The organism is Streptomyces sp. NPDC048650, from assembly GCF_043199095.1.
Taxonomy (GTDB): Bacteria; Actinomycetota; Actinomycetes; order Streptomycetales; family Streptomycetaceae; genus Streptomyces.
Genome location: NZ_JBICVM010000023.1, coordinates 1 through 24,380, shown reverse-complemented (window position 1 = coordinate 24,380; position 24,380 = coordinate 1). Strand labels below are relative to the sequence as shown.

At 72.1% G+C, this 24,380-nt stretch carries 9 protein-coding genes and 2 pseudogenes; all 11 read right to left on the bottom strand.

Going from position 1 to position 24,380, the window contains the following annotated elements; translation table 11 throughout:
- Window positions 1–296: 296 nt before the first annotated feature.
- Window positions 297–1,076 carry an exodeoxyribonuclease III gene (locus ACGFML_RS36520; RefSeq protein WP_393550004.1) on the bottom strand — a complete coding sequence of 260 codons (780 nt, stop codon included), beginning with the start codon at window positions 1,074–1,076 and terminating at the stop codon, window positions 297–299.
- Between the two features lie 43 nt (window positions 1,077–1,119).
- Window positions 1,120–1,761: an MBL fold metallo-hydrolase gene (locus tag ACGFML_RS36515; RefSeq protein ID WP_393550003.1), complete on the bottom strand. Its 642-nt coding sequence runs from the start codon at window positions 1,759–1,761 to the stop codon at window positions 1,120–1,122.
- Window positions 1,762–1,856: 95 nt separating this feature from the next.
- Window positions 1,857–3,140: a 4-carboxymuconolactone decarboxylase gene (gene pcaC, locus ACGFML_RS36510; RefSeq protein WP_393550002.1), complete on the bottom strand. Its 1,284-nt coding sequence runs from the start codon at window positions 3,138–3,140 to the stop codon at window positions 1,857–1,859.
- 495 nt (window positions 3,141–3,635) lie between these two features.
- Window positions 3,636–4,847 carry a cytochrome P450 gene (locus ACGFML_RS36505; protein ID WP_393550000.1) on the bottom strand — a complete coding sequence of 404 codons (1,212 nt, stop codon included), beginning with the start codon at window positions 4,845–4,847 and terminating at the stop codon, window positions 3,636–3,638.
- Between the two features lie 65 nt (window positions 4,848–4,912).
- Window positions 4,913–6,250, bottom strand: coding sequence for a crotonyl-CoA carboxylase/reductase (gene ccrA, locus ACGFML_RS36500; protein ID WP_393550079.1), 1,338 nt, complete (start codon window positions 6,248–6,250; stop codon window positions 4,913–4,915).
- A gap of 78 nt (window positions 6,251–6,328) precedes the next feature.
- A complete protein-coding gene (locus tag ACGFML_RS36495) occupies window positions 6,329–7,522 on the bottom strand; it encodes a cytochrome P450 (RefSeq protein ID WP_393549998.1) in 1,194 nt (397 codons plus the stop codon).
- Between the two features lie 29 nt (window positions 7,523–7,551).
- Entirely contained in the window at window positions 7,552–8,985 is a 1,434-nt protein-coding gene (locus ACGFML_RS36490; protein ID WP_393549996.1) for an MFS transporter, read from the bottom strand.
- Window positions 8,986–9,043: 58 nt separating this feature from the next.
- Window positions 9,044–9,805, bottom strand: coding sequence for a thioesterase II family protein (locus tag ACGFML_RS36485; RefSeq protein ID WP_393549994.1), 762 nt, complete (start codon window positions 9,803–9,805; stop codon window positions 9,044–9,046).
- Window positions 9,802–10,839 (bottom strand): annotated as a pseudogene (locus ACGFML_RS36480) (phosphopantetheine-binding protein); the annotation flags it as partial. The gene ACGFML_RS36485 and the pseudogene ACGFML_RS36480, both read right to left, overlap by 4 nt.
- 150 nt (window positions 10,840–10,989) lie before the next feature.
- Window positions 10,990–23,042, bottom strand: a pseudogene (locus ACGFML_RS36475) (type I polyketide synthase); the annotation flags it as partial.
- Between the two features lie 210 nt (window positions 23,043–23,252).
- Window positions 23,253–24,380: beta-ketoacyl reductase (locus ACGFML_RS36470; RefSeq protein WP_393549992.1), on the bottom strand; the 1,128-nt coding region annotated here is incomplete at its 5' end.

The following is a 24,380-nucleotide window of genomic DNA, read 5'->3' as shown; positions in this document are numbered from 1 at the left end:
GCTCGCCCGGCCCGGCCGCCGGTGCGCCGAGGTCCCGAGCGCCGACGCGACGGTTCTCCCGAGCGCAACAGGCCACGGCATCACGTGAGTTGCGTGGGTCCGTGCGCCGCGATCCGTGTGACGCACCCGGCGCACGGCGTGACATCAGCCACTCGACATCGGCTCCCGGCAGGCCGTGCTCGGCCAGGAAGGCGGTCGTCGCGGCACGGAAGGCGGCATCGCGGTCGACCGGCGTGTTGTCGAGGTCGAGCATCAACAGCGGCCTGCGACGGCCGGCACTCCTGATGCGTCTCCGCTCAGACGTCGAGGTCCACCACGACCGGCGCATGGTCCGAGGCGCCCTTGCCCTTGCGCTCCTCGCGGTCGACGTAGGAGTCCGAGACGGCCTTGGCGAACGGCTCGTTGCCGTAGACCAGGTCGATGCGCATGCCCTTGTTCTTGGGGAAGGCGAGCTGGCGGTAGTCCCAGTAGGTGTAGGGGTGGTCGTACTTGAGCGGGCGCGGTACGACGTCCGTGAGGCCCGTGTCGCGGAGGGCGGTGAGGGCGGCGCGCTCGGCGGGGGTGACATGGGTGAGGCCCTCGAAGACGGCGGGGTCCCAGACGTCGTCGTCCGCCGGGGCGACGTTGTAGTCGCCGAGGACGGCGAACGGGCGACCGCCCGCCGCGTCCCCGGCGACCGCTGCCTTCAGGGCCTCGAACCACTGGAGCTTGTAGGCGTAGTGCGCATGCTCGACCTCGCGGCCGTTGGGGACGTACACCGACCAGACGCGGGCCGGGCCGCAGGTCGCCGAGACGGCGCGCGGCTCCTGGACGCCGTCGTAGTCGGGGCCGCCCGGCAGGCCCTTGACGACGTCCTCCAGTCCCACCCGGGACAGCAGCGCCACGCCGTTCCACCGGCCGTCGGCGTTGACCGCGGCTTCGTAGCCGAGCTGTCGTAGCTCGTCGTACGGGAACTGCTCGGCGGAGCACTTTGTCTCCTGGATGCACAGCACGTCCGTGCCGGTGCGCTCCAGCCAGGCCAGCAGCCTCGGCAGACGGGCGGTGATCGAGTTGACGTTCCAGGTCGCGATGCGCATGTACGCAAACCTACAGCGAGGGTGTGACAGCCGGCCGGGGCAGTCAGCCGAGCGTGGTGCTGGCGCCTGGGGTCAGGCGGCCGTGGTCGGCGCCGCCCAGCTTGTCGATCATGGAGTCGTAGATCGGCCGGGCGTGGTCCTGGAGCAGACTGTCGTGGACGTCGATGGCCCTGCGGGGCGCGACCGCGCGGACGTAGTCGATGACCTCGGCGACCTTGTTCCAGGGGGCGTGGACCGGCAGCAGGAGGGTGTCGACGGTGCGGCCCTCGGGGACGGTCAGCGCGTCGCCGGGGTGGAAGACCGCGCCGCCGTCGACGAGATAGCCGACGTTGGTGATCCGCGGGATGTCGGGGTGGATGACGGCGTGCAGCTGGCCGTGCACCTCGATGTCGAAACCGGCGGCGGTGAAGGTGTCGCCCTCGCCCACGGTGTGCACCCGGCCGGGGAAGGCGGCCGAGAGCTGGTCGGCGACGCTGGCCAGCGTCCAGATCTCGGCGCCCGGCTTCGCCTCCATGCCCGCCCGCAGCCGGTCCTCGTTGAAGTGGTCCATGTGTTCATGGGTGACCAGGATCGCGTCCGCGCCGACGGCCGCGTCCTCCTCGCTGAAGAGGCCGGGGTCGATGACGAGCGTCTGCCCGCCCTTTTCCAGGCGGACGCACGAGTGGGTCTTCTTCGTCAGTTCCATGGGGCCATCTTGCCGCGCGGGCCCCGTCGCACACTGCCGGAACCCCGCACCCACGCCGGATCTTGTCACGCACTCGCGGAAGCCGGCGGAGGCGCTCACCCCTCGGGTGTCGTCTCCTCCTTGATCACCCGCTGGGCCACCGCGAACGCGGAGTTCGCCGCCGGGACGCCGCAGTAGATCGCGGTGTGGATCAGTACTTCCTTGATCTCGGCGGGGGTCAGGCCGTTGCGCAGGGCGGCGCGGGTGTGCAGCGCCAGCTCGTCGTGGTGGCCGCGGGCGACGAGGGCAGTGAGGGTGATGACGCTGCGGATACGGCGGTCGAGGCCGGGACGGGTCCAGGTCTCCCCCCAGGCGTAGCGGGTGATGAAGTCCTGGAAGTCGCCGGTGAAGTCGTCGGCGGCGGCCTCGGCGCGGTCGACGTGGGCGTCCCCGAGAACCTCACGGCGGACCTTGACGCCTGCCTCGTACGTGCCGCCGCGGTCCGGGTCCGACTTGGTGAGGCCGGACTCTATGGCGGCGGGGGGCGCCACCGGGGGCGGCGGGGGCGCGATCTGTGCCTTGGGGGCGGCGGCGCCGATGGCGACCTGGCCGGCCGGGCCGGGCTTGTCGTGCCAGGCGGTGGTGAAGTGCCGGATGAGGAGTTCGGTGACGGCCGAGGGCTGCTCGACGGGCGCGAGGTGTGAGGTGCCCGGCACCAGCGCCAGGCTCGCGTCCGGTATGCCGGCGACCAGGGTGCGGGCGTCCGTGGTCGGGGTGACCTGGTCCTCGGAACCGACGACGACGAGGGTGGGCACGCCCACCCGGCTGAGCGAGGACCGCACGTCGTACGAGGCCAGCGCCTCGCAGGCGGCGATGTAGCAGCCGGGGTCGGTGGTCCGCACCATCTGGACGGCCCACTCGACGATGGCCGGCTGGGCGCCCGCGAAGTCGGCGGTGAACCAGTGCTCGGGGGCGGTGCGGGCGATCGGGTCGAGGCCGTTGGTACGGATCACCACGCCGCGCTGGCGCCAGGCGTCCGCGGTGCCGTAGCGCGGCGAGGAGGACACCAGCGCGAGGGAGGTGACCCGGTGCGGGCGGGTGAGGGCCAGCTGGAGGCCGATGGCGCCGCCGACGTTGCACCCCGCGTAGCCGAACCGCTCGACGCCCAGAAGGTCGAGAGTGGCGACCAGGCGGTCGGCCAGTTCCGCGATGGAGGACGCGGCGTGGGCGGGCGAGCCGCCGTGACCGGGCAGATCGAAACGGATGACGCGCCAGTGGCGGGTCAGTTCGGGGATCTGCCGGTCCCACATGTGCCATGTGGTACCGAGCGAGGCGCCCAGTACGAGTACGGGTGCGTCGTCGGGACCGTCGATCCGGTGCTGCAGGGTCTTCTCGCTCACCCGACCACGCTACCGAACTCTGTGACGCGGTCCTGACACCCGGGTAAGGAAGAGCCGCCGAAGTGCGGCCGCCGACCGCGCCCGAAGCGGGATTTACGCAGGTCAGAGCCCCATCGACAGAGACGACGAAGACAACCGGATGAACCCGGCCCGTCGAAGCACACCCTGACCCGCCGGTACGGATGCGGCGCCTTGCACGCGATCAGGACCGGGCGCCTTCCGGCCCGTCCAAGCGGCGTCGCCGGGTGTGCCGATATCTGAACTCATGCCCCTCATACGCTCGGATCTCACCATTTCTCACGTGGTGGGGTCGGAACGCCGTGCGGCCGCCGTGCTGCGGGACGCCGCGTGCGCGCTGTCGGGGAGGCGCGCCCCGGCGGATCGGGCGGCCGTGCCCTTCGAGGGCGGCTTGGGCTGGGGTCCGGCGGCGCCGCTCCTGAGAGGACGCCGCCGACGCGCCCGGGTCCCCTCAGGAGACCTTTTGCCCGATTTTCCCTACCAGGTGACGGGCAGAGACGTCACCCCATGGATCAGACGGCCGGAGGACCTCGGCACCTGCTCCGCCGGCACGGCCAGTTGGAGCGTGGGGAACCTGCGCAGCAGGCTTTCGAGCGCGATCTCCAGTTCCAGGCGAGCCAGTCCCGCGCCGAGGCAGTAATGGATGCCGTAGCCGAACGTCAGGTGCTGGGCGCCGGGGGCGCGGGTGACGTCGAGGGTGTCGGCATCGGTGAACTGCCCGGCGTCACGGTTGGCCGAGGCCAGGGACGCGAGTACCGCGGTACCCGCGGGGACGACGGTGTCGCCCAGCTTCACCTCCTCCACGGCGATACGCAGGGTCGCCTCGTCACCCGGCGGCACGAAGCGCAGCAGCTCCTCCGCGGCGGCCGGGACCATGCCGGGGTCGCGGCGCACCGCCTCGAACTGCTCGGGGTGTGTCAGCAGCGCCAGGACGCTGTTGGCGATCTGATTGGTCGTGGTCTCGTGCCCGGCGATGAGGAGGGTGATCGCCAGGTGGAGCAGCTCCTCCTCGTCGAGCCGTTCGGCGTCCGCCTCGTGAATCGACACCAGGGCGGAGAGGAGGTCGTCGCCCGGCTTCTGCCGCTTGGCGGCGATGAGCCCGCCCAGATAGGTGGCGAGGCCCGTGTGGGCGGCGACGATCTGCTCGACCGGCAGGGAGACGGTCGACAGGACGGTGCCGGACCATTCGGCGATCTGCTCGCGTTCGTCGAGCGGCACCCCGAGCAGTTCACAGATCACGGTCACCGGCAGCGGGAAGGCGAAGGCGGGGACGAGGTCGGTCGACGACCCGGTCCGCTCCATCGCGTCCAGCAGTTCGTCGGTGCAGCTCTGGATGCGCGGCCGCAGAGCCGCCACCCGGCGGGCGGTGAACTCCCGGGACACCAGCCGGCGAACCCGGGTGTGCTCCGGCGGGTCCATGCTGAGCAGGTTCTTGGCGTTCTGCGGCTCGGTCCCGATCCGGGGGGCACCGGGCTGCGCGGTGGCGGCCCGGCTGAAGCGAGCGTCGGACAGGATCGTGCGCACCGATTCGTAGTCGGTGACGAGGAGGGCCTGGTCCCCGCTGGGCATCCGGATGTCCGCGACCGGACACGTCTCCCTCAGCCGCTTGTAGTGAGGGCACGGTTCGAGCGCATCGGGCCGCTCGAACGGGTAGGCCAGGGAGGTGTTCTCGACCGGGTTGTCGGTCACGTGTGTACGACCAATCTGTGTGAATGTGAGAGGGATGGCAGCGCGGGCGACCTGGCCGCCCGCGCTCAGACGTTGCGGAACCGGTGGATGGCCGGCTCGTGCCGCTCTCGCAACTCGGGCGCGGTGACGCCCAGACCTTCGTGCGGGGCCAGGCACAACACACCGACCTTGCCGTGGTGGCGGTTGCGGTGGACGTCGCTGACCGCCTGGCCGATCTCGGTGAGTGGGTGGGTGCGGGAGAGCGTGGGGTGGATCCGACCCTTGACGACCAGCCGGTTGGCCTCCCACGCCTCGCGGTAGTTGGCGAAGTGGGATCCGATGATCCGCTTCAGGTGCATCCAGAGGTAGCGGTTGTCGAACTCGTGCCGGTAGCCGGAGGTGGAGGCGCAGGTCACGATGGTGCCGCCCCTGCGGGCGACGTAGACCGAGGCACCGAAGGTCTCCCGGCCCGGGTGCTCGAAGACGATGTCCACGTCCTCGCCGCCGGTCAGCTCGCGGATCCTGCTCCCGAAGCGCTTCCACTCCCGGGGGTCCTGGGTGTGTTCGTCCCGCCAGAACCGGTAGTTCTCCGCGCTGCGGTCGATGATCGCCTCAACGCCCATCGCACGGCAGGTCGCCGCCTTCTGCTCGCTGGAGACGATGCAGATCGGTATCGCGCCCCCCGCCAGCGCGTACTGAGTGGCGTACGAACCGAGGCCACCGCCCGCTCCCCAGATCAGCACGGTGTCGCCGACCTTCATGCCGGCGCCGTTGCGTGAGACGAGCTGGCGATAGGCGGTGGAGTTGACCAGGCCGGGTGCGGCGGCCTCCTCCCAGGTCAGGTGGGCGGCCTTGGGCATCAGCTGGTTGGCCTTCACCAGCGCCAGCTGGGCGAGACCCCCATAGTTGGTCTCGAAGCCCCAGATCCGCTGCTCGGGGTCGAGCATGGTGTCGTCGTGGCCCGCCGCGTCCTCCAGTTCGACGGAGAGGCAGTGCGCCACCACCCGGTCACCGGGCTGCCATCGGCGCACTCCGGGGCCGGTGCGCAGGACCACGCCGGACAGGTCGGAGCCGATGACGTGGTACGGCAGGTCGTGCCGGGCGGCCGGGCCGCCGGTGCGGGCGTAACGTTCGAGAAAGGCGAAGGTCGGCACGGGCGAGAACAGCGCGCTCCACACCGTGTTGTAGTTGACGGAGCTCGCCATGACGGCGATCAGGGCCTCGCCGGGGCCGGGCTCCGGGGTGGGTACGTCACTGATGTGCAGGGCTTTGGCGGGATCCCGGTCACCGACCGGGATCCCGTCGAACATGTGCTGCTCATCCTTGAACAGCACGGCGGCCCGGTACGACTCCGGTACCGGCAGCGACGCGACATCACGCGTCTCCGCGTCGGGTGACTCGATCGCGGCAACGAGGTCGGTCATCATTACAGACTCCCTTGGTCCAGGGGGTGTTCGGAGCCGTCAGGCGGTGGCCGCGCCCGTCACCACCTGACGGAGGAATTACTTGGGCAGTTTCACGGGCAGTTCGGTCAGGCCGCGCATCACCAGCCCCGGACGCCATCGCAGATCGGCCGACGGGTCCGGACGCTCCATCCGCGGAAAGCGCTCCAGCATCTGGCGGAAGGCGATATGGGCCTCCAGCCGGGCCAGCGGGGCGCCCAGGCAGTAGTGCATGCCGTAGCCGAAGGCCATGTGCTGGTTGGGGTTGCGCTCGGCGTCGAAGGTCATCGTGTCGGTGAAGACCTGCTCGTCGCGGTTGGCGGAGAGCAGGGAGATCAGGACGAGCTCGCCCTCCTCGATGGTCCGGCCGCCCAGTTCCAGGGTTTCGGTGGCGACCCGGAAGCTGGCGCCGGGCACCGGACTCTCGAAGCGCAGGAACTCCTCGACGGCCGCCGGGATCGCCTCGTGGTCGGCGCGCAGGCGGTCGGCCAGCTCGGGCCGGTCCAGCAGCAGGGCCGTGCCGTTGCCGAGCAGGTTCACGGTGGTCTCGTAGCCGGCGATGATGAGCAGGAAGCACATCGAGGTCAGCTCGTGCTCGGCGAGCCGGTCCTCGTTGTCGCGGGCCGCGATCATCGCCGACAGCAGCTTGTCGTCCGGTTCGGCCCGCTTCTGCTCGACGAGGTCGCGGACGTAGTGGACGAACTCGGTGACCACCTCGACGGGGAAGTTCTGGGTGCCCACGCCGGCGAGGTAGGCGCTGGACCAGGTGCGGAAGCGCTCGTGGTCGCTCACGGGCACGCCGAGCAGCTCGCAGATCACCTGCATCGGCAGCGGGTAGGCGAGGTCGCGGATGGCGTCCGGCTGTTCCTGGACGGCCATTTTGTCCAGCAGGTCGCTGGTCATCTGCTCGATCATCGGCCGGAGGCGCTCGATCCGCTTGGCCGTGAACACCGAGGCGACCAGCCGCCGCAGCCGGGTGTGGTCGGTGCCGTCCACCCGGAGCATGTGGGTGCCCATGCTGGCGCGGATCTCGGCGGGCAGGATGTCCTGGGCGACGATCCGGGTGCCGATCCGGTTGGACAGCCGGGCGTCACCGAGCCCCGCCCGGCAGTCGGCGTACCGGGTGACGAGCCACAGCGGCACGCCGTTGGGCAGTTCGACCTGGAAGAGCGGGCGCTCCTCGCGCAGACGCTCGAAGAGGTCGTGCGGGGACTTCACGCCGTAGTCGGCGTAGAGGTCGGCGAAGGTGACCATGTACGTGTGCTCCTTGCAGAGTTGGGAGATCAGTCGAGCGCCGGCTGCTTGGCGGCGGGGGCCGGGGCCGGGGCGGGGGGCTTGAGCGCCGGGATGCCAAGGGCCAGTGCGCCGCCGGCAAGCATGACCACGACGCAGATCCACAGCCCGGGGATCATGGCGTCGGTAAAGGCGCCCGGCGAGAAGTAGTTGCCACCCCGGCTGGTGAACACGGTGGCGAGGACGGCGATGCCCAGGGCGCTGCCGATCTCGCGGACGGTGGCGTTGGTGCCGGACGCCTTGCCGATGTCCTGCGGCTCGACGGAGGTCACCACCACCATCGCGCTGGGCGCAAAGGTCAGGCCGGTGCCGATGCCGCACAGCATGCACGGCACCACCAACTGCCAGTCCGCGGTGCCCGGGTCGGAGATCAGTGCGCACCAGGCCAGACCCACCGCGGCGAGCCCCAGACCGGCGGCGATCAGCCTGCTCGCGCCCACCTTGGGAACCAGCTTTCCCGCGTAGGGCCCGCAGATCATCGGCATGACGGCCCACGGCAGGGTCCACAGACCGGCCACGAACGGCGAGTGGTGCCGGGCGACCTGGAGGTACTGGGCGAGGAAGAAGACGGATCCGAACAGGCTGAAGTACACGGTCAGGGAAGCCAGATTGGTCAGGGTGAAGGAGCGGCTGCGGTAGATCCGCAGCGGGAGCAGCGGCTGATCGGTGCGGCGCTCCCACAGTACGAAGAGCAGCAGCAGGACGGCAGCCGCCCCGTACAGTCCGAGTATCCGGGCGTCGGTCCAGCCGTACTCGCTGCTGTCCACGATCGCCCAGATCAGGGCGAGCACACCGGTGGCGCCGAGGAACAGCCCGGGCAGGTCCAGTCCGGCCGCGGCGCCCCGGCTCTCAGCATGGACGCGCAGTACCAGCGGCACGGCGACGATTCCGATCGGGACGTTCAGCCAGAACAGCCAGTGCCAGCCGATGCCGGTGGTGATGGCGCCGCCGAGCAGCGGCGCGATGCCGACCGCCAGGCTGCTGATGCTGGACCAGACACCGATCGCCACGCCCCGCTTCTCCGGAGGCACGGCCACGGTCAGCATGGTCAGCGACAGCGGCAGCACGGCCGCCGCGCTCATGCCCTGCAGGGCGCGCAGGGCGATGAGCGCCCCGGTCGAGGTGGCGAGGGCGCAGCCGATCGAGAACAGCACGAAGAGCGAGAGTCCGGAGACGAACACCTTTCGGCGTCCGAACCGGTCCCCGAGGCCGGCCGCGACAAGCAGCAGGCCGGCGAAGCCGAGGATGTAGCTGTTCGTTATCCACTGCAGGCCCTGGATCGAGGCGCCCAGGTCGCGTCGGATGGATGTCAGGGCGTTGGTGACCACCAGGTTGTCCAGCGCGACCATGAACATCGGCAGGGACACGGCAAGGACGGTCAATCCGAACGACGGGCGTGCCGGGGCAGCCGGTTCGTTTTCCATTGCTCGATCTTTCTGTGTTGGGGGATTCGCCGGCGCGGGGGCGTCGGCGGGTGTGCGGTCAGCGAAAGCGGGCCAGGTCCTCGGTCAGCGTCTGGGCCACCTGGGCCTTCTGCTCGGCCAGATAGAAGTGGCCGCCGGGGAAGCCACGCAGGGTGAAGCCGCCCTCGGTGTGGTCGCGCCATTCCTCGGCCTCGGCGCGGGTGACCTGCGGGTCGTCGTCGCCGACGAGCACGCTTATCGGGCAGCGCAGGGGCGGCCCGGGCTGGTACCGGTACGACTCCACCGCCAGGTAGTCACCGCGGATGGCCGGCATGATCATCCGGATGACGTCGTCGTCGAGGAGCAGCCGGTCGTCGGTTCCGTTCAGGCGGCGGATCTCGGCGGTGACACCGTCGTCGTCCATGAAGCGGACCTTGGTGTCGCGCAGCGTGGGCGGTGCGGAGCGGCCGGAGGCGACCAGCCCGAGCAGTTCGAGCGAGGAGCGCTGCTCGATCCGGCGGGCCACCTCGAAGGCCACGCAGGCGCCCATGCTGTGCCCGAAGAGCACCAGCCGGCGCCGCGGCAGGGACTCCAGCACGGTGAGGATCTCGTCGGCCAGTCGGGGAATGGACGTGATGGGCGCCTCGGCACGCCGGTCCTGCCGTCCCGGGTACTGCACCGACAGCACCTCGACCGCGGGGCCCAGGGTGTCGGCGAGCGGGCGGAAGTAGCTGGCGGAGCCGCCCGCGTGGGGGAAGCAGACCAGCGTCAGGTCGGTGTCCTGGGGGGCCGGATGGAAGCGGTGGATCCAGAGCTGTTGTGCAGTCAGGGCGTGGGTCATCCTCGTACCTCCGTGCGGAGCCAGGACGCGATGGCGTCGGCGGTTGTCCGATGGTGTTCGTCGAGCATCGAGAAGTGGTCGCCGGGCACGCCGACCACGTGCTGGGCGGGCTCCCAGCCCGGCCCACGCTCGCCCGGTGGCGCGCCGGGGGCCTCGGCGGTGGCGCGCAGCAGCAGCACGGGGGTGTCGAGGGGCTGCGGGGACCAGTGGGCGAAGGCCCGGAAGTAGCCCCCCATCGCCACCAACCGCTGGTCGTCGAGGAGTTCGGCGGCCTCCTCGTTCTCCAGTAGCTGCGAGACCATCAGCCGGGTGCTGGACCGGTCCGCGCTCCGGGAGAAGGTGTCGGCCAGGACGACGGCGGCGGCCGGGGTGCTGAGCGCAGCCAGGTGCTCGGCGACGGCGTGCGCGATCCAGCCGCCGGAGGAGCGTCCGAGGAGCACGATCCGGCGGCCGGCGGCGAGTTCGACGGCGGTCTCCGCCTGGGCTACGACCAGCGCCTCGGCCGAGCGGGGCAGCGGCTCGCCGGCCGCGAAACCGGGGTTCGGCAGCGCCCAGACCTCGCCGGCCGCGCCGAGCGCCGCGCCGAGCCGCAGGTACTCCTGCGGTCCGGAGACGGCGCTGAGCGAGGGGAAGCACAGGACGGCGAGGTCTCCGGCGCCCGCGGTGATGCGGACCGGGGTGGGCCAACGGTCCGCCTCGGCACGGCGCGCGAAGTCCGGCCGCAGCGCCGCGGCGGCGGTCAGCAACTGGAAGCCCTCGGTGAGTCGGTCGGTGCGGTGGGCCTGCCGGAACAGGCCGGTCAGCGGGTCGCCGGCAGGCTCGTCCGGCGTCTGCGCCAGTCGCTCCGCGAGGTGGGCGGCCAGTGCGTGGACCGTGGGGTGGTCGAAGATCAGGGTCACGGGCAGGGACAGCCCGGTGGAGTCCCGCAGCCGATTGCGCAGTTGCACGGCCGTCAGGGACTCGAATCCGAGCTCCACGAAGGACCGGTCGGAATCGACGTCCTGCGCAGTGGCGTGGCCCAGCACGGCGGCAGCGGCCGAGCGGACGTGGTCGGTGACCGCGGCGGTCCGCTCCTCGTCGTCGGCGAGGCGGGCCAGCATCGCCGGCAGGGTGTCGGTGACCTCCTGCCCGGTGAGGGCGGGCGCGGGCGCGGCGGGCAGCGTCGCGGCGGGCTCGGACGCCAGCCAGAAGGAACGCCGTTGGAACGCGTAGCGCGGCAACTCGACGCGTCGGGCAGCCGGGAGTGCGGCGGTGAAGTCCACGGCGGCGCCGCGTACGTGGAGTTCGCCGGCCGACGCCAGGAAGCGGCCGATGTGGCCCTCGTCGCGCACCAGCGAGCCGGTCACCGTGACGGTGCGGCCGGCCTCGGTGGTCTCGGCCGTCTCCGTCATGCCGCCGACGAGCACGGGGTGCGGGCTCGTCTCCACGAAGTACCGGAAGCCGTCCTGGACGAGCAGCCGTACGGTGTCCTCGAATCGCACGGTCCGGCGCAGGTTGCGGTACCAGTAGTCGGCGTCCAGTTCGGTCCCGGCGAGCGGTGTGCCGGTGACCGACGAGTAGAACGGCACGTCGGCGGGTTTGGGCGCGACGGCGGACAGCCGGGTCAGCAGTTCCTCGTGGACGGCCTCGACCTGCGGCGAGTGGGAGGCGTAGTCCACCGGGATGCGGCGTACCCGCACCGCGTCCGCCTCGCTCTGTGCCAGGAACGCGTCCAGGGCGTCAGCGTCACCGGCGACCACGGTCGCGCCGGGGCCGTTGACCGCGGCGACCGCGAGCCGGTCCGCCCATGGGGCCAGCCGGGGCGTCACCTGCTCGGCGGGCAGGGCGACCGACGCCATGCCGCCGAGGCCGGCCAGTCGGGTCAGAACCTGGCTGCGCTGGGCGACCACCAGCGCGGCGTCCTCCAGCGACAGGGCGCCGCTGACGCAGGCGGCCGCGATCTCGCCCTGCGAGTGGCCGGCGACGGCGTCCGGCTCGATGCCGTACGACCGCCACAGAGCGGCCAGCGACACCATGACGGCGAACAGGGCAGGCTGGACCACATCCACCCGGTCGAGGGAGGGTGCGGCCGGGTCGCCGCGCAGGACCCGCGTCAGTGACCAGTCCACGTGTGGGGCGAGGGCTTCCTCGCAGGCTTGGAGGCGGTTGCGGAAGACCGGTGAGGAGGCCGCGAGTTCGGTGGCCATACCCCGCCACTGCGAGCCCTGGCCGGGGAAGACGAAGGCGGTGCGACCGGCCGTGCGGGCGGCGGTCGTGCCCCGCACCGTCCCTGGGGCGTCCTGGCCGTCCGCGAGGGCGCCGAGCCGGGCGAGCAGGTCGTCGCGGGCGTCGGCAACCACGACCGCCCGGTAGTCCAGCGCGGAGCGACCGGTCGCCAGGGACCAGGCCACGTCGGCGGCGGGCTGATCCGAGTGGTCGAGCAGGTGCGCGCGCAGCCGGGCGGCCTGGGCGCGCAGCGCCTGGGGAGTGCGGGCGGAGAGCACCCATGGCAGGGGGCCGGCTGCCCTCCCGGCCTCGGCCTCCTGCACCACGGCCGCCCCGGACGCCGCTTCGTCGGACGGGGCCTGCCGCCGGCCGGCGGCAGGCCCGGACTGCTCCGCTGCGGGTTCGCCGGCCGAAGTCTCGGGCTGTTCGAGGATGACGTGGGCGTTGGTGCCGCTCATCCCGAACGAGGAGACGGCGGCGCGGCGTGGGCGGTCCGCGCGGGGCCAGGGCCGTGCTTCGGTCAGAAGCTCGACGGACCCCGCCGACCAGTCGATCTGCGGGGACGGCGCGTCGACGTGCAGGGTCTTGGGCAGCGTCCCATGGCGCATGGCCTGCACCATCTTGATCACACCGCCGACGCCGGCCCCGGCCATGGTGTGTCCGATGTTCGACTTCAGCGAGCCGAGCCAGAGCGGGCTGCCGGCCGGGCGGTTCTGGCCGTAGGCGGCGAGCAGGGCCTGGGCCTCGATGGGGTCGCCGAGCCGGGTGCCGGTGCCGTGTGCCTCGACGGCGTCGATGTCCGCGGGATCGAGGCGGGCGTCGGCGAGGGCCTGCCGGATCACCCGGCGCTGGGCGCGGCCGTTGGGTGCGGTCAGGCCGTTGCTGGCACCGTCCTGGTTGACGGCACTGCCCCGCACCACGGCCAGCACCTGGTGTCCGAGCCGGCGTGCCTCGGACAGCCGCTCCAGCAGGAGCAGGCCCACGCCCTCGCCCCAGGAGGTGCCGTCGGCCCCGGCGGCGAAGGACTTGCACCGGCCGTCCGCGGCCAGGCCGCCCTGCGCGCCGAAGTCCGCGAACGCGCCGGGCGAACTCATCACCGTCGCACCGCCGGCCAGGGCCATGGCGCACTCCCCGCGCCGCAGCGCCTGGGCCGCCAGGTGCAGGGCCACCAGGGAGGAGGAGCAGGCCGTGTCGACGGTGACGGCCGGGCCCTCCAGACCGAGGAAGTAGGCGATCCTCCCGGAGGCGACGCTGCCGGAGTTTCCGGTGCTGAGGTAGCCCATCACCTCGGCGGGGATGGCCTCGGCCCGGGTGGCGTAGTCGTGCAGGTTCAGGCCCGTGAAGACACCGACCGCCTCGCCGCGGGCGGCGGACGGGGCGATCCCGGCCGCCTCGAACACTTCCCAGGCCGCTTCCATCAGCAGCCGCTGCTGGGGGTCCATGGCCAGGGCCTCGCGCGGCGAGATGCCGAAGAAGTCGGCGTCGAACTCGTCCGCGCGGTGCAGGAATCCGCCGCGGCCCGCCGCGTCGGCCGGCCAGCCCCGATTGTCCGGGAAGCCGGTGATGGCGTCCCGTCCCTGCGACACCAGGTCCCACAGCCCGTCCGGGTCGTCGACGCCGCCCGGGTAGCGGCAGCTCATGCCGATGATCGCCACCGATTCGTGCCGGCGGTCGGTCAACTCGCGCACCTGTCGGCGGGCCTCGCGCAGGTCGGCCGTCGCGCGCTTGAGGTAGTCGAGGTACTTCGCCTCGTTGGTCACAGCTTCCGTGCTCACGGCGACTCCAGTTCGGCGTCCAGCAGGTCGAAGATCTCCTCGGCGGTGGCGGACTCCAGCTCCGTCTCCGCCGGGCGGTCCACCGGCCGCTCCCGGGAGCCGGTGAGTGCGCGCAGCCGGGCGTGGATCTCCTCGCGTTCTGCGCCCTCGTCGGGCAGCGCGGCCAGCAGCTCCGCCAGCCGGTCCAGTTTCCGGTGGAGTTCGCGCACGCCGGAGAGCTCGGCCGCGGCCTCCTCCGCCAGCCGCTCGGCGAGCGCGGCGGGGGTGGGGCAGTCGAACAGCACGGTCGGCGGCACCTGGAGGCCGGTGGCCACCGTCACCTGGTTGCGCAGTTCCACGGCGGTGAGCGAGTCGATGCCGACGTCCTTGAAGGACTGCGCCGGGTCCACGTCGTCGGGGCCGAAGTGCCCGAAGACCACGGCGGTGCCGCGGCGGACGATGTCGAGCAGGGTGCGTGCCCGCTCGTCCGGCGTCAGCGCGAGCAGCCGCTCCCTGGCCCCGGGCACCGCGGCGGGCGCGGCCGTGACGGTGCGCCGGGCCGGCGGGGACGCCGGAACGGTGCGCTCCGCCGTCGGGCGGGGCAGGTCGGCCGGTGCGGGACGCAGGCCCACACGGCCCGCGGACGCGACCGGCAGCCCGTCCGGGTCGGTGAGCAGGATGGAGACGGTGCCCGGCTCGGCCGGGACGACCCGGACGCGGACGGTCGTGACGCCGGTGGCGTGCACGGACACGCCCGACCAGGACAGGGGCAGCAGGCCGGCCGACTCGGTCAGGGCCAGCGGGTGCAGCGCCCCGTCCAGGAGGACGGGGTGGATGCCGTACCGGTCCGCCTCTCGCGCCTCGGCCGGCCCGAGGGCGACCTCGGCGAACAGCTCCGCGTCGCGGCGCCACACGGACCGGACGGCCTGGAACGCGGGTCCGTGGTCGAGTCCCGCCCGCGCGAGGAGCCCGTAGAGGTCCTCGGCCGCGGCCGGTTCGGCACCGGACGGCGGCCACACGGCGAGACCGGTGTCCGCAACAGGGCCGGTGTCCGGGGCGAGGCCGGTGGGGTGCAGCGTGCCGTGGGCGTTGCGGGCCCATCCGCCGGGGCCGGAGGCGCCCTCGGGCCGCGAGTGCAGCTCAACGGTGCGGCCGTCGCCGGACGGGCCGACGCTCAGCCGGAGCTGGACGCCTCCCTGGTCCGGCAGGACCAGTGGGTTCTCCAGGGTGAGTTCCTCAAGGAAGGCGCAGCCGGTCTCGTCCCCGGCCCGCAGGACCATGTCGAGCACGGCCGAGGCGGGCAGCACCGGCGTCCCGGCGACGGTGTGCTCGGCCAGCCAGGGGTGGGTGCGGACGGCGAGACGGCCGGAGAACACCAGCCCGTCGGAACCGGGCAGTTCGATGGCGGCGCCGAGCAACGGGTGGTCCGCCGCGTCGATTCCGGCCGCGCCCAGGTTCTCCGGGGGCGCCGGCGGCGCATCGAGCCAGTACCGCTGCCGCTGGAAGGCGTAGGTCGGCAGCTCGGTGCGCGGCGGGCGGGGTCCGTCGAACGCCGCCGACCAGTCCACCGGGGTGCCGCAGAACGCCGGCCAGTCCAGAGCGACGCCGTGTGCGTGCAGCTGGACCACGGCCCTGGTGAGGCTCTGCGCCTCGCCGGTGCCGCCGCGCAGGCAGGGCACGAAGGTGACGGCTTCGGTGTCCGCCGGCAGGCAGTTGGGGCCCATCGCGGAGAGCACCCCGTCCGGGCCGACCTCCAGGAAGGTGGTCACCCCGTCGGCCACCAGCGCGGACACGGCGTCGTGGAAGCGCACGGGCCGGCGTACGTGCCGTACCCAGTACTCCGGGCCGCCGAGCTCCCCGGCCGTGACCGGCCCACCGGTCACGGTGGAGACGAACGGGGTGCCGGCCGGGGTGAACCGAACGTCGCGCGCCACCTCGGCGAAGCCGTCCAGCATGGGCTCCATGAGCGGCGAGTGGAAGGCGTGGCTGACCTCCAGGCGCTTGGTCTTGCGGCCCGTGTCGCGCAGCCGTTCGGCGATGCCGAGCACGGCTTCCGCGGCGCCGGACAGGACGACGGCGGACGGCCCGTTGACGGCGGCGACTCCGACCTGGTCGGACATCTCCCCGACGAGGTCGAGCGCTTCCTGCTCGGTGGCCTGTACGGCGACCATGGCGCCGCCCGCCGGCAGCTCCTGCATCAGCCGCCCGCGCGCCGCGACCAGGGCGGCGGCGTCCGGCAGTGAGAAGAGGCCGGTGACGTGCGCGGCGGCCAGCTCACCGATGGAGTGCCCGGCCACGGCGTCCGGCCGGATGCCCCAGTGCTCGATCAGCCGGTAGAGGGCGACCTCCAAGGCGAAAACCGCGGGCTGGGTGAACCCGGTCTGGTGGATCAGGCCCGCCTCGGGGCTGTCCTCGGCCGCGAAGACGATCTCCTTCAGCGGTCGGTCGAGATGCTGGTCCAGGGCGGCGCACGCCGCGTCGAAGGCAGCGGCGTAGACGGGGTACGTCTTATACAACTCGCGCCCCATGCCGAGCCGTTGGCTACCCTGCCCGGTGAAGAGGACGGCGAACCGACCGGAGCGCCGCCGGCCTTCGGCGACTCCCACGGCGGGCTCACCGGCGGCCACGGCGGCCAGGCCGCGCAGGAGTTCGACTCGGTCCCCGGCCATCACCACAGCCCGGTGCTCGAAGGTGCTCCGCGTGGTCAGCAGCGCGTACCCGGCTGCGCCCAGGTCGAGTCCGGGGCGCTCGGTGACGAAGACGTGCAGGCGCTCGGCCTGTGCGCGCAGCGCCACCTCGGTCTTGCCGGCGAGCACCCAGGGAACCGGACCGAACCCCGCGTCGGCCACCTCCTCGGCGTCGGCGGCCTGTTCGAGGATGACGTGGGCGTTGGTCCCGCTCAGCCCGAAGGAGGAGACGGCGGCCCGGCGCGGCCGGTCGGCTTCCGGCCAGTCCCGCTGCTCGGTCAGCAACTCCACCGACCCCGCCGACCAGTCCACATGCGACGACGGCACATCCACATGCAACGTCTTCGGCAACACACCATGCCGCAGAGCCATCACCATCTTGATGACCCCACCCACACCCGCAGCCGCCTGCGCATGCCCAATATTCGACTTCAACGACCCCAAAAACAGGGGCTGTTCAACGGGGCGCTCCTGACCATAAGTGGCGATGAGCGCCTGCGCCTCGATCGGATCACCCAACCGCGTACCGGTCCCATGCGCCTCCACCACATCCACGTCGGCGGCACCGAGCCTCGCATCGGCCAGCGCCTGCCGAATCACCCGCTGCTGGGAAGGCCCACTCGGCGCCGTCAACCCATTACTCGCACCGTCCTGATTGACCGCACTCCCCCGCACCACAGCCAACACCCGATGCCCCAACCGCAGAGCATCCGACAATCGCTCCACCACCAGAACACCCGCGCCCTCAGCCCAGCCGGTACCGTCCGCACCCTCAGCGAACGCCTTGCACCGACCGTCCGGGGACAGCCCCCGCTGCCGGCTGAAGTCCAGGAACGCGGCCGGCGACGACATCACCGTCACACCGCCCGCCAACGCCATGGAACACTCACCACGCCGCAATGACTGGACCGCCAGGTGAAGGGTCACCAGGGACGACGAACACGCCGTGTCCACCGTGACGGCCGGACCCTCCAGGCCGAAGGTGTAGGACAGCCGCCCGGCGGCCACGCTGCCCGCTGTGCCGGTGCCGCGGAACGCCTCCAACTCCTCGGGGATGGTGCGCAGCCGGGCGAGGTAGTCGCGGTTCATCAGGCCCATGTAGACGCCGGTACGGCTGCCGCGCAGCGAGTCCGGGTCGATACCCGCACGCTCAATGGCCTCCCACGACGTCTCCAACAACAACCGCTGCTGCGGATCCATCGCCAACGCCTCACGCGGCGAAATCCCGAAGAACCCCGCATCGAACTCGGCGGCGTCGTAAAGAAAACCGCCCTCACGGGCATAGACCTTCCCCCGCACCTCCGGGTCCGGGTCGAACAGGCCCTCCAGATCCCAACCCCGATCGGTGGGGAAACCGAAGATCGCGTCCGAGCCGGTGGCCACCAACTCCCACAAATCCTCCGGAGAACGCACCCCGCCAGGGAAACGACAGCCGATTCCCACGATGGCGACCGGCTCGTCGTCGGTGCCGGTGACGGGTTCGGCGGTATCGGCGGTGTCGGTGGTGTGCTCCGCCAGGAGTTCCCCGCGCAGGTAGGCCGCCAGCGCGGTCGGGGTGGGGTAGTCGAAGACGAGGGTGGGGGGCAGCGCCAGCCCGGTGAGGGGGCCGAGCGCGTTGCGCAGTTCGACGGCGCTGAGCGAGTCGACACCGAGGTCGCGGAAGGTGTGTTCGGCGCCGATGGCGTCGGGGGTGGCGTGGCCGAGGACGGTCGCGGCGTGTGCGCGCACCACGTCGAGCAGCATGGCGTCGCGTTCGGCGGCGGGCAGCGCGAGCAGCCGGTCGCGCAGCGTCGCGGCGGGCGCGGCGGCCGTCCGGGCGGTGCGGCGGGGGGCCCGGATCAGCCCGCTGAGCAGCGGGGGTATCTCCTTTCCGGGCCGGGGCGCGGTGTCGAGTCGCATCGGGAGCAGGGCCGCACGGTCGGCGGCGAGGCAGGCGTCGAAGAGCGCCAGTCCGTCCTCGAAGGTGAGCGGGGCGAAGCCGGCCCGCTCGATGCGGGCGAGGTCGGCCTCGGCCAGGTGGTCGGTGATGCCGCTGCGTTCGCCCCACAGGCCCCAGGCGAGCGACAGCGCGCTCCGTCCGGCCGCGCGGCGGTGTGCGGCCAGGCCGTCCAGGAAGGCGTTGGCCGCCGCGTACCCGGCCTGTCCCGCGCCGCCGAACACTCCGGCGGCGGAGGAGAACAGCACGAAGTGCGCCAGGTCCATGTCCTGGGTGAGTTCGTGGAGGTGGAGCGCGGCGTCGGCCTTGGGCCGCAGCACCGCGTCGGCCCGCTCCGCGGTGAGGGACTCCAGCAGTCCGTCGGCCACGATCCCGGCCGCGTGGACCACACCGGTCAGCGGGTGTGCGGCGGGGATGCCGGCCAGCAGGCCGGCGAGAGCGGACCGGTCGGCCACGTCACAGGCGACGACCGACACGGTGGCACCCAGTTCGCCGAGTTCGGCCGCCAGAGCCTCGGCGCCCCCGGCCGCCGGGCCCCGGCGGCTGGTCAGCAGCAGCCGGCGGACGCCGTGCGCCGTCACCAGGTGCCGGGCGACGGCCGCGCCGAGGGTGCCCGTGCCTCCGGTGACCAGGACGGTCCCGTCCGGCCGGAACGCGGCTGCGCCGGCGGGGGCCTCGGCCCGGGCGAGCCGGGCCACCGACCAGGTGCCGCCGCGGACGAGGAACTGCGGCTCGGTGCCGAGCACCGCTGCCGTGAGCGACTCCCCGGGGCGGTCGGTGTCGACCAGGACGAACCGGCCAGGGTGCTCGGTCTGTGCGGAGCGCACCAGGCCGTGCAGCGCGGCACCGGCCGGGTGGGTGACCTGCTCCCCGGTCGCCCCGCTGGTGACGAGGACCAGGCGGGCGGCGGTGAAGCGTTCGTCGGCCAGCCATCCCTGCAGCAACCGCAGCGTGCGGTGGACCGCGTCGTGGAGGTCGTCGAGTGCCGGCTGCTCGCGTACGACCACCACGTCCGGGAGGGCCGCTCCGGCGTCGAGTGCGGCTGCCAGGGCCGGCAGGTCGGGGTAGTGGTCGTCCGCGGCGGGGCCGACGCCGGCCCAGCTGCCCGGGGCCAGCGGCTGGGCCGCGTCCGTGGGCAGCCAGTCGAGCCGGTACAGGCTGTCCGCGGTGGCCGAGGTGCGCAGAGTCTCGGCCGTGACGGGGCGCACCACCAGTGATTCCACGGACGCCACCGGCTGTCCGGACGGATCGGCCACCGTCAGGGCCATCGTGTCCTGGCCGGCCGGGGCAAGCCGTACCCGCAGGGTGTCGGCACCGGTCGCGAAGAGCCGCACCCCGGCCCAGTGGAACGGCAACTGCGGCCGGCCCGAGTCAGCCGGTGCGGCGAGGCTCCAGACGTGCAGCGCGCTGTCCAGGAGCGCAGGGTGCACGCCGTACCCCTCGGCCGGCTCCTCGGACAGGGTGACCTCCGCGAAGATTTCCGGACCACGCCGCCATGCCGCGCGTACGCCCCGGAAGGCCGGGCCGTAGTCGAGTCCGGCGGCGGCGAGGTCGTCGTACAGCGTGTCCACCCCAAGGGGGCGGGCGCCCCGCGGGGGCCAGTGGGCCAGGTCGGGACCGGGGTCGTCGACGGCGTCGTCGGCGGCGGCCAGGGTGCCGGCGGCGTGTCGGGTCCACGGCCGGTCGGGGAGGCCGTCGGGCCGGGCGAAGACGGTGAGCTCGCGCCGGCCGCTCGCGTCCGCGACGCCGACGGCCAACTGGATCTGGACGGCGCCCTGTTCGGGCAGGACGAGCGGGGCCTCCAGGGTCAGCTGCTCGATCGTGCGGCAGGCGGACAGGTCGGCCGCGTGAAGCGCCAGGTCGACGAAGGCGGTGCCGGGCAGCAGCACGGTGCCGGCCACCGCGTGGTCCGCGAGCCAGGGGTGGGTACGCACCGACAGGCGCCCGGTGAGCAGCAGCTCGTCGGCGCCCGCCACCGAGACCGCCGCGCCCAGCAGCCGGTGCTCGGCGGCGCGCAGGCCCAGCTCGGCCGGCCGGGCGGTGCCGGCGGCCGGGGAGTCGGCGAGCCAGTAGGGGACGCGTTCGAAGGCGTACGTGGGCAGCTCGGTGCGGCGCGGGCCGAGGTGGCCGAAGACCGCGTCGGCGTCGACGTCGATACCGCGCACGTACAGGTGGGCGAGGGCGGTCAGCAGCGTGTCGGACTCCGGGCGCCCCTCGGCCAGGGTGGGCAGCAGCACTGCGTCGCTGTCCTCGGCGAGGCACTCGCGTCCCATCAGCGACTGCATCGCGACCGGGCCCAGCTCCAGGTAGGTGCGGACGCCGTCGGCCTCCAGGGTGCGCATCCCGTCCAGGAACCGGACGGCGCCACGCACATGGCGGCCCCAGTACTCCGGGGAGCAGAGCTCGGCCGGGTCCGCGAGCCGGCCGTCCAGGCAGTTGATGACGGGGATGCGCGGCCGGTGGAACTCCAGTGCCCGGAGCGCTGCCACGAACGGTTCCACAACCGGTTGCATGTGCGCGGAGTGGAACGCCCGGCCGAAGGACATCCGATGGGTCCGCCGGCCGGCGGCCTGCCATTCGTCGCCGATCCGCGCGACGAATTCCTCGTCCCCGGAGACGACCACCTGCCGCGGGCCGTTGACCAGGGCGATGTCCGCCGTGTCGGAGCGGCCCTTCAGGGAGGCGCGGACCTCCTCCTCGGACGCCTCGATCGCGACCATCGTGCCGCCCGGCGGTGTCTGCTGGAGCAGCCGTCCCCGGGTGGTGACGAAGACGGCCGCGTCCTCCAGCGAGAGCGCACCGGTCACGTGCAGCACGGCCGAGTCTCCGTTGGAGCCGCCGAAGACGACGTCGGGCCGGATGCCCCAGTGCTCGATCAGCCGGTGGAGGGCGACCTCCAGGGCGAACACTGCCGGGTGACCGTACTCGGCCTGGGCCAGCAACGCGGCCTCGGGGCTGTCCTCGGCCGCAAAGACGATCTCCTTCAGCGGCCGGTCGAGATGCCGGTCCAGGGCGGCGCACGCCTCGTCGAAGGCCGTCGCGTAGGGCGTGAACGCCTCGTACAACTCGTGTCCCATGCCCAGCCGCTGGCTGCCCTGGAAGGTGAACAGGAAGGCCAGCTTGCCGTCGCCGTGCGCGCCCCGCACCACGTGGGCCACGGGCTCGCCGGCCGCCACCGCGGCGAGCCCGGTCAGCAACTCGGCGCGGTCCCCGGCCAGGACGACTGCCCGGTGCTCGAACCCGGCGCGACGGCGCAGCAGCGAGTACGCCGCATCGACCAGGTCGAGTTCGGGGCGCTCGGTGACGAAGGCGTGCAAGCGCTCTGCCTGTGCGCGCAGCGCCACCTCGGTCTTGGCCGAAATCACCCAGGGGAGCAATCCGTGCGGCCGGCGGGACACCTCTTCCGGCTCCGGTCCGGTGAGCTGTTCGAGGATGACGTGGGCGTTGGTCCCGCTCAGCCCGAAGGAGGAGACGGCGGCCCGGCGCGGCCGGTCGGCTTCCGGCCAGTCCCGCTGCTCGGTCAGCAACTCCACCGTCCCCGCCGACCAGTCCACATGCGACGACGGCACATCCACATGCAACGTCTTCGGCAACACACCATGCCGCAGAGCCATCACCATCTTGATGACCCCACCCACACCCGCAGCCGCCTGCGCATGCCCAATATTCGACTTCAACGACCCCAAAAACAGGGGCTGTTCAGCGGGGCGCTCCTGACCATAAGTGGCGATGAGCGCCTGCGCCTCGATCGGATCACCCAACCGCGTACCGGTCCCATGCGCCTCCACCACATCGACATGCCCCGGGCTCAACCGCGCATCAGCCAGCGCCTGCCGAATCACCCGCTGCTGGGAAGGCCCGTTCGGCGCCGTAAGACCGTTGCTCGCACCGTCCTGATTGACCGCACTCCCCCGCACCACAGCCAACACCCGATGCCCCAACCGCAGAGCATCCGACAACCGCTCCACGACCAGGACACCCGCGCCTTCGCCGAAGCCGGTGCCGTCCGCGCCCTCCGCGAACGCCTTGCACCGACCGTCCGGGGACAGCCCCCGCTGCCGGCTGAAGTCCAGGAACGCGGCCGGCGACGACATCACCGTCACACCACCGGCCAACGCCATCGAACACTCACCACGCCGCAACGCCTGCACCGCCAGATGCAACGCCACCAGCGACGACGAACACGCCGTATCGACCGTGAGGGTGGGGCCTTCCAGGCCGAAGGTGTACGCGATCCGTCCGGCCGCGATACTGCCCGCGGTACCGGTGCCGAGGTGGCCCTCCAGATCCTCCGGTACGCCGGCGGCGTGGACGGCGTAGTCGTGGTACATCAGGCCCATGTAGACGCCGGTACGGCTGCCGCGCAGCGAGTCCGGGTCGATACCCGCACGCTCAATGGCCTCCCACGACGTCTCCAACAACAACCGCTGCTGCGGATCCATCGCCAACGCCTCACGCGGCGAAATACCGAAGAACCCCGCATCGAACTCGGCGGCGTCGTAAAGAAAACCGCCCTCACGGGCATAGACCTTCCCCCGCACCTCCGGGTCCGGGTCGAACAGGCCCTCCAGATCCCAACCCCGATCGGTGGGGAAACCGAAGATCGCGTCCGAGCCGGTGGCCACCAACTCCCACAAATCCTCCGGAGAACGCACCCCGCCAGGGAAACGACAGCCGATTCCCACGATGGCGACCGGCTCGTGCGCCTTGGCGTCGACGTCACTGAGCCTCTGGTTCGCCTGCCGGAGGTCGACCGTCATCCGCTTCAGGTACTCGAGGAGTTTTTCCTGCTCTGCCATCGCCTTGCCCATTGCCTTTCGAAGATCACGTAGAAAGTGCCGCTCATCGCCTCGAACCGGTCCGCGTCACACGGATCCGAATTCCTTGTCGATGAGGCCGAGCAGCTCGTCAGCTGTGGTCGAGGCGATTTCCTGGTCGATGTCCGCGCTGCCGCCGGTGCCGGCGACCTTCGCGGCGAGGGCGCGCAGCCGGGACGACACCTGCTCCGGGTCCGCCAGCCGTGAGACGGAGGCAAGCAGGACGGACTCCCACCGGTCCAGCTCCGCCAGGACGGCAACTGCGTCCTGGTCCGGGCAGTCGTCGAAAAGTTCGCTGCCGAGATGATCGGCCAGGGCGGCCGGGGTGGGGTGGTCGAACACGACGGTCGGCGGGAGTTTCACACCGGTTGCCGTGATCAGCTGGTTGCGCAGCTGGACGGCGGTGAGCGAGTCGAAGCCCAGCTCCTTGAAGGCGTGTTCCGCCGTCACTGAGCCGGTCTCCGAGTGCCCCAGCACCGCGGCGGCATGGGTGCGGACGAGGTCCAGCAAGGCCGTCCGGCGCTCCTCCTCGGGCAGCCCCAGCAGCTGATCCCGAGCGGATACGGGCGTGGACCGCGCGGTCACCGGCCCGGCGTGCCCGGGGCGGCGCACCTCGTACCGCAGCACCGGCGATACGTCCTGGCGTCGAAGCGCCGCGTGGTCGAGGCGGATCGGCACCAGCACGGGTTCTCCGGAGCTTCGCGCGGTGTCGAAGAGGCCCAGTGCCTCCTCGGACGACAGACCGAGCACTCCCGAGTGCCCCGCGCCCTCGCCCTCCGCGTCGGAGAGCGACGCCGTCAGCGCACTGCGCTCGCTCCACAGGCCCCACGGCAGGGACAGCGTCGGCAGCCCAGCAGCAGTGCGGTGAGCGGCCAGGGCGTCCAGGAACACATTGGCCGCCGCGTAGTTGCCCTGTCCGGGGCTACCGAGAACGCCGGCCGCGGAGGAGAACAGCACGAACGCCTTGAGGGGGTGGTGGTGGGTGAGCTGGTGGAGATTGAGTGCGGCGTCGATCTTCGGGCGCAGTACGCGCTCCAGCTGCTCGGAGGTCAGCGCGGTGACCACGGCATCGTCGAGGACACCCGCCGCGTGGATCACAGCGGTCAACGACCGCTCCTGCGGAATCGCCGCCAACACACCGGCCAACGCCTCACGGTCCGCCGCATCACACGCGAC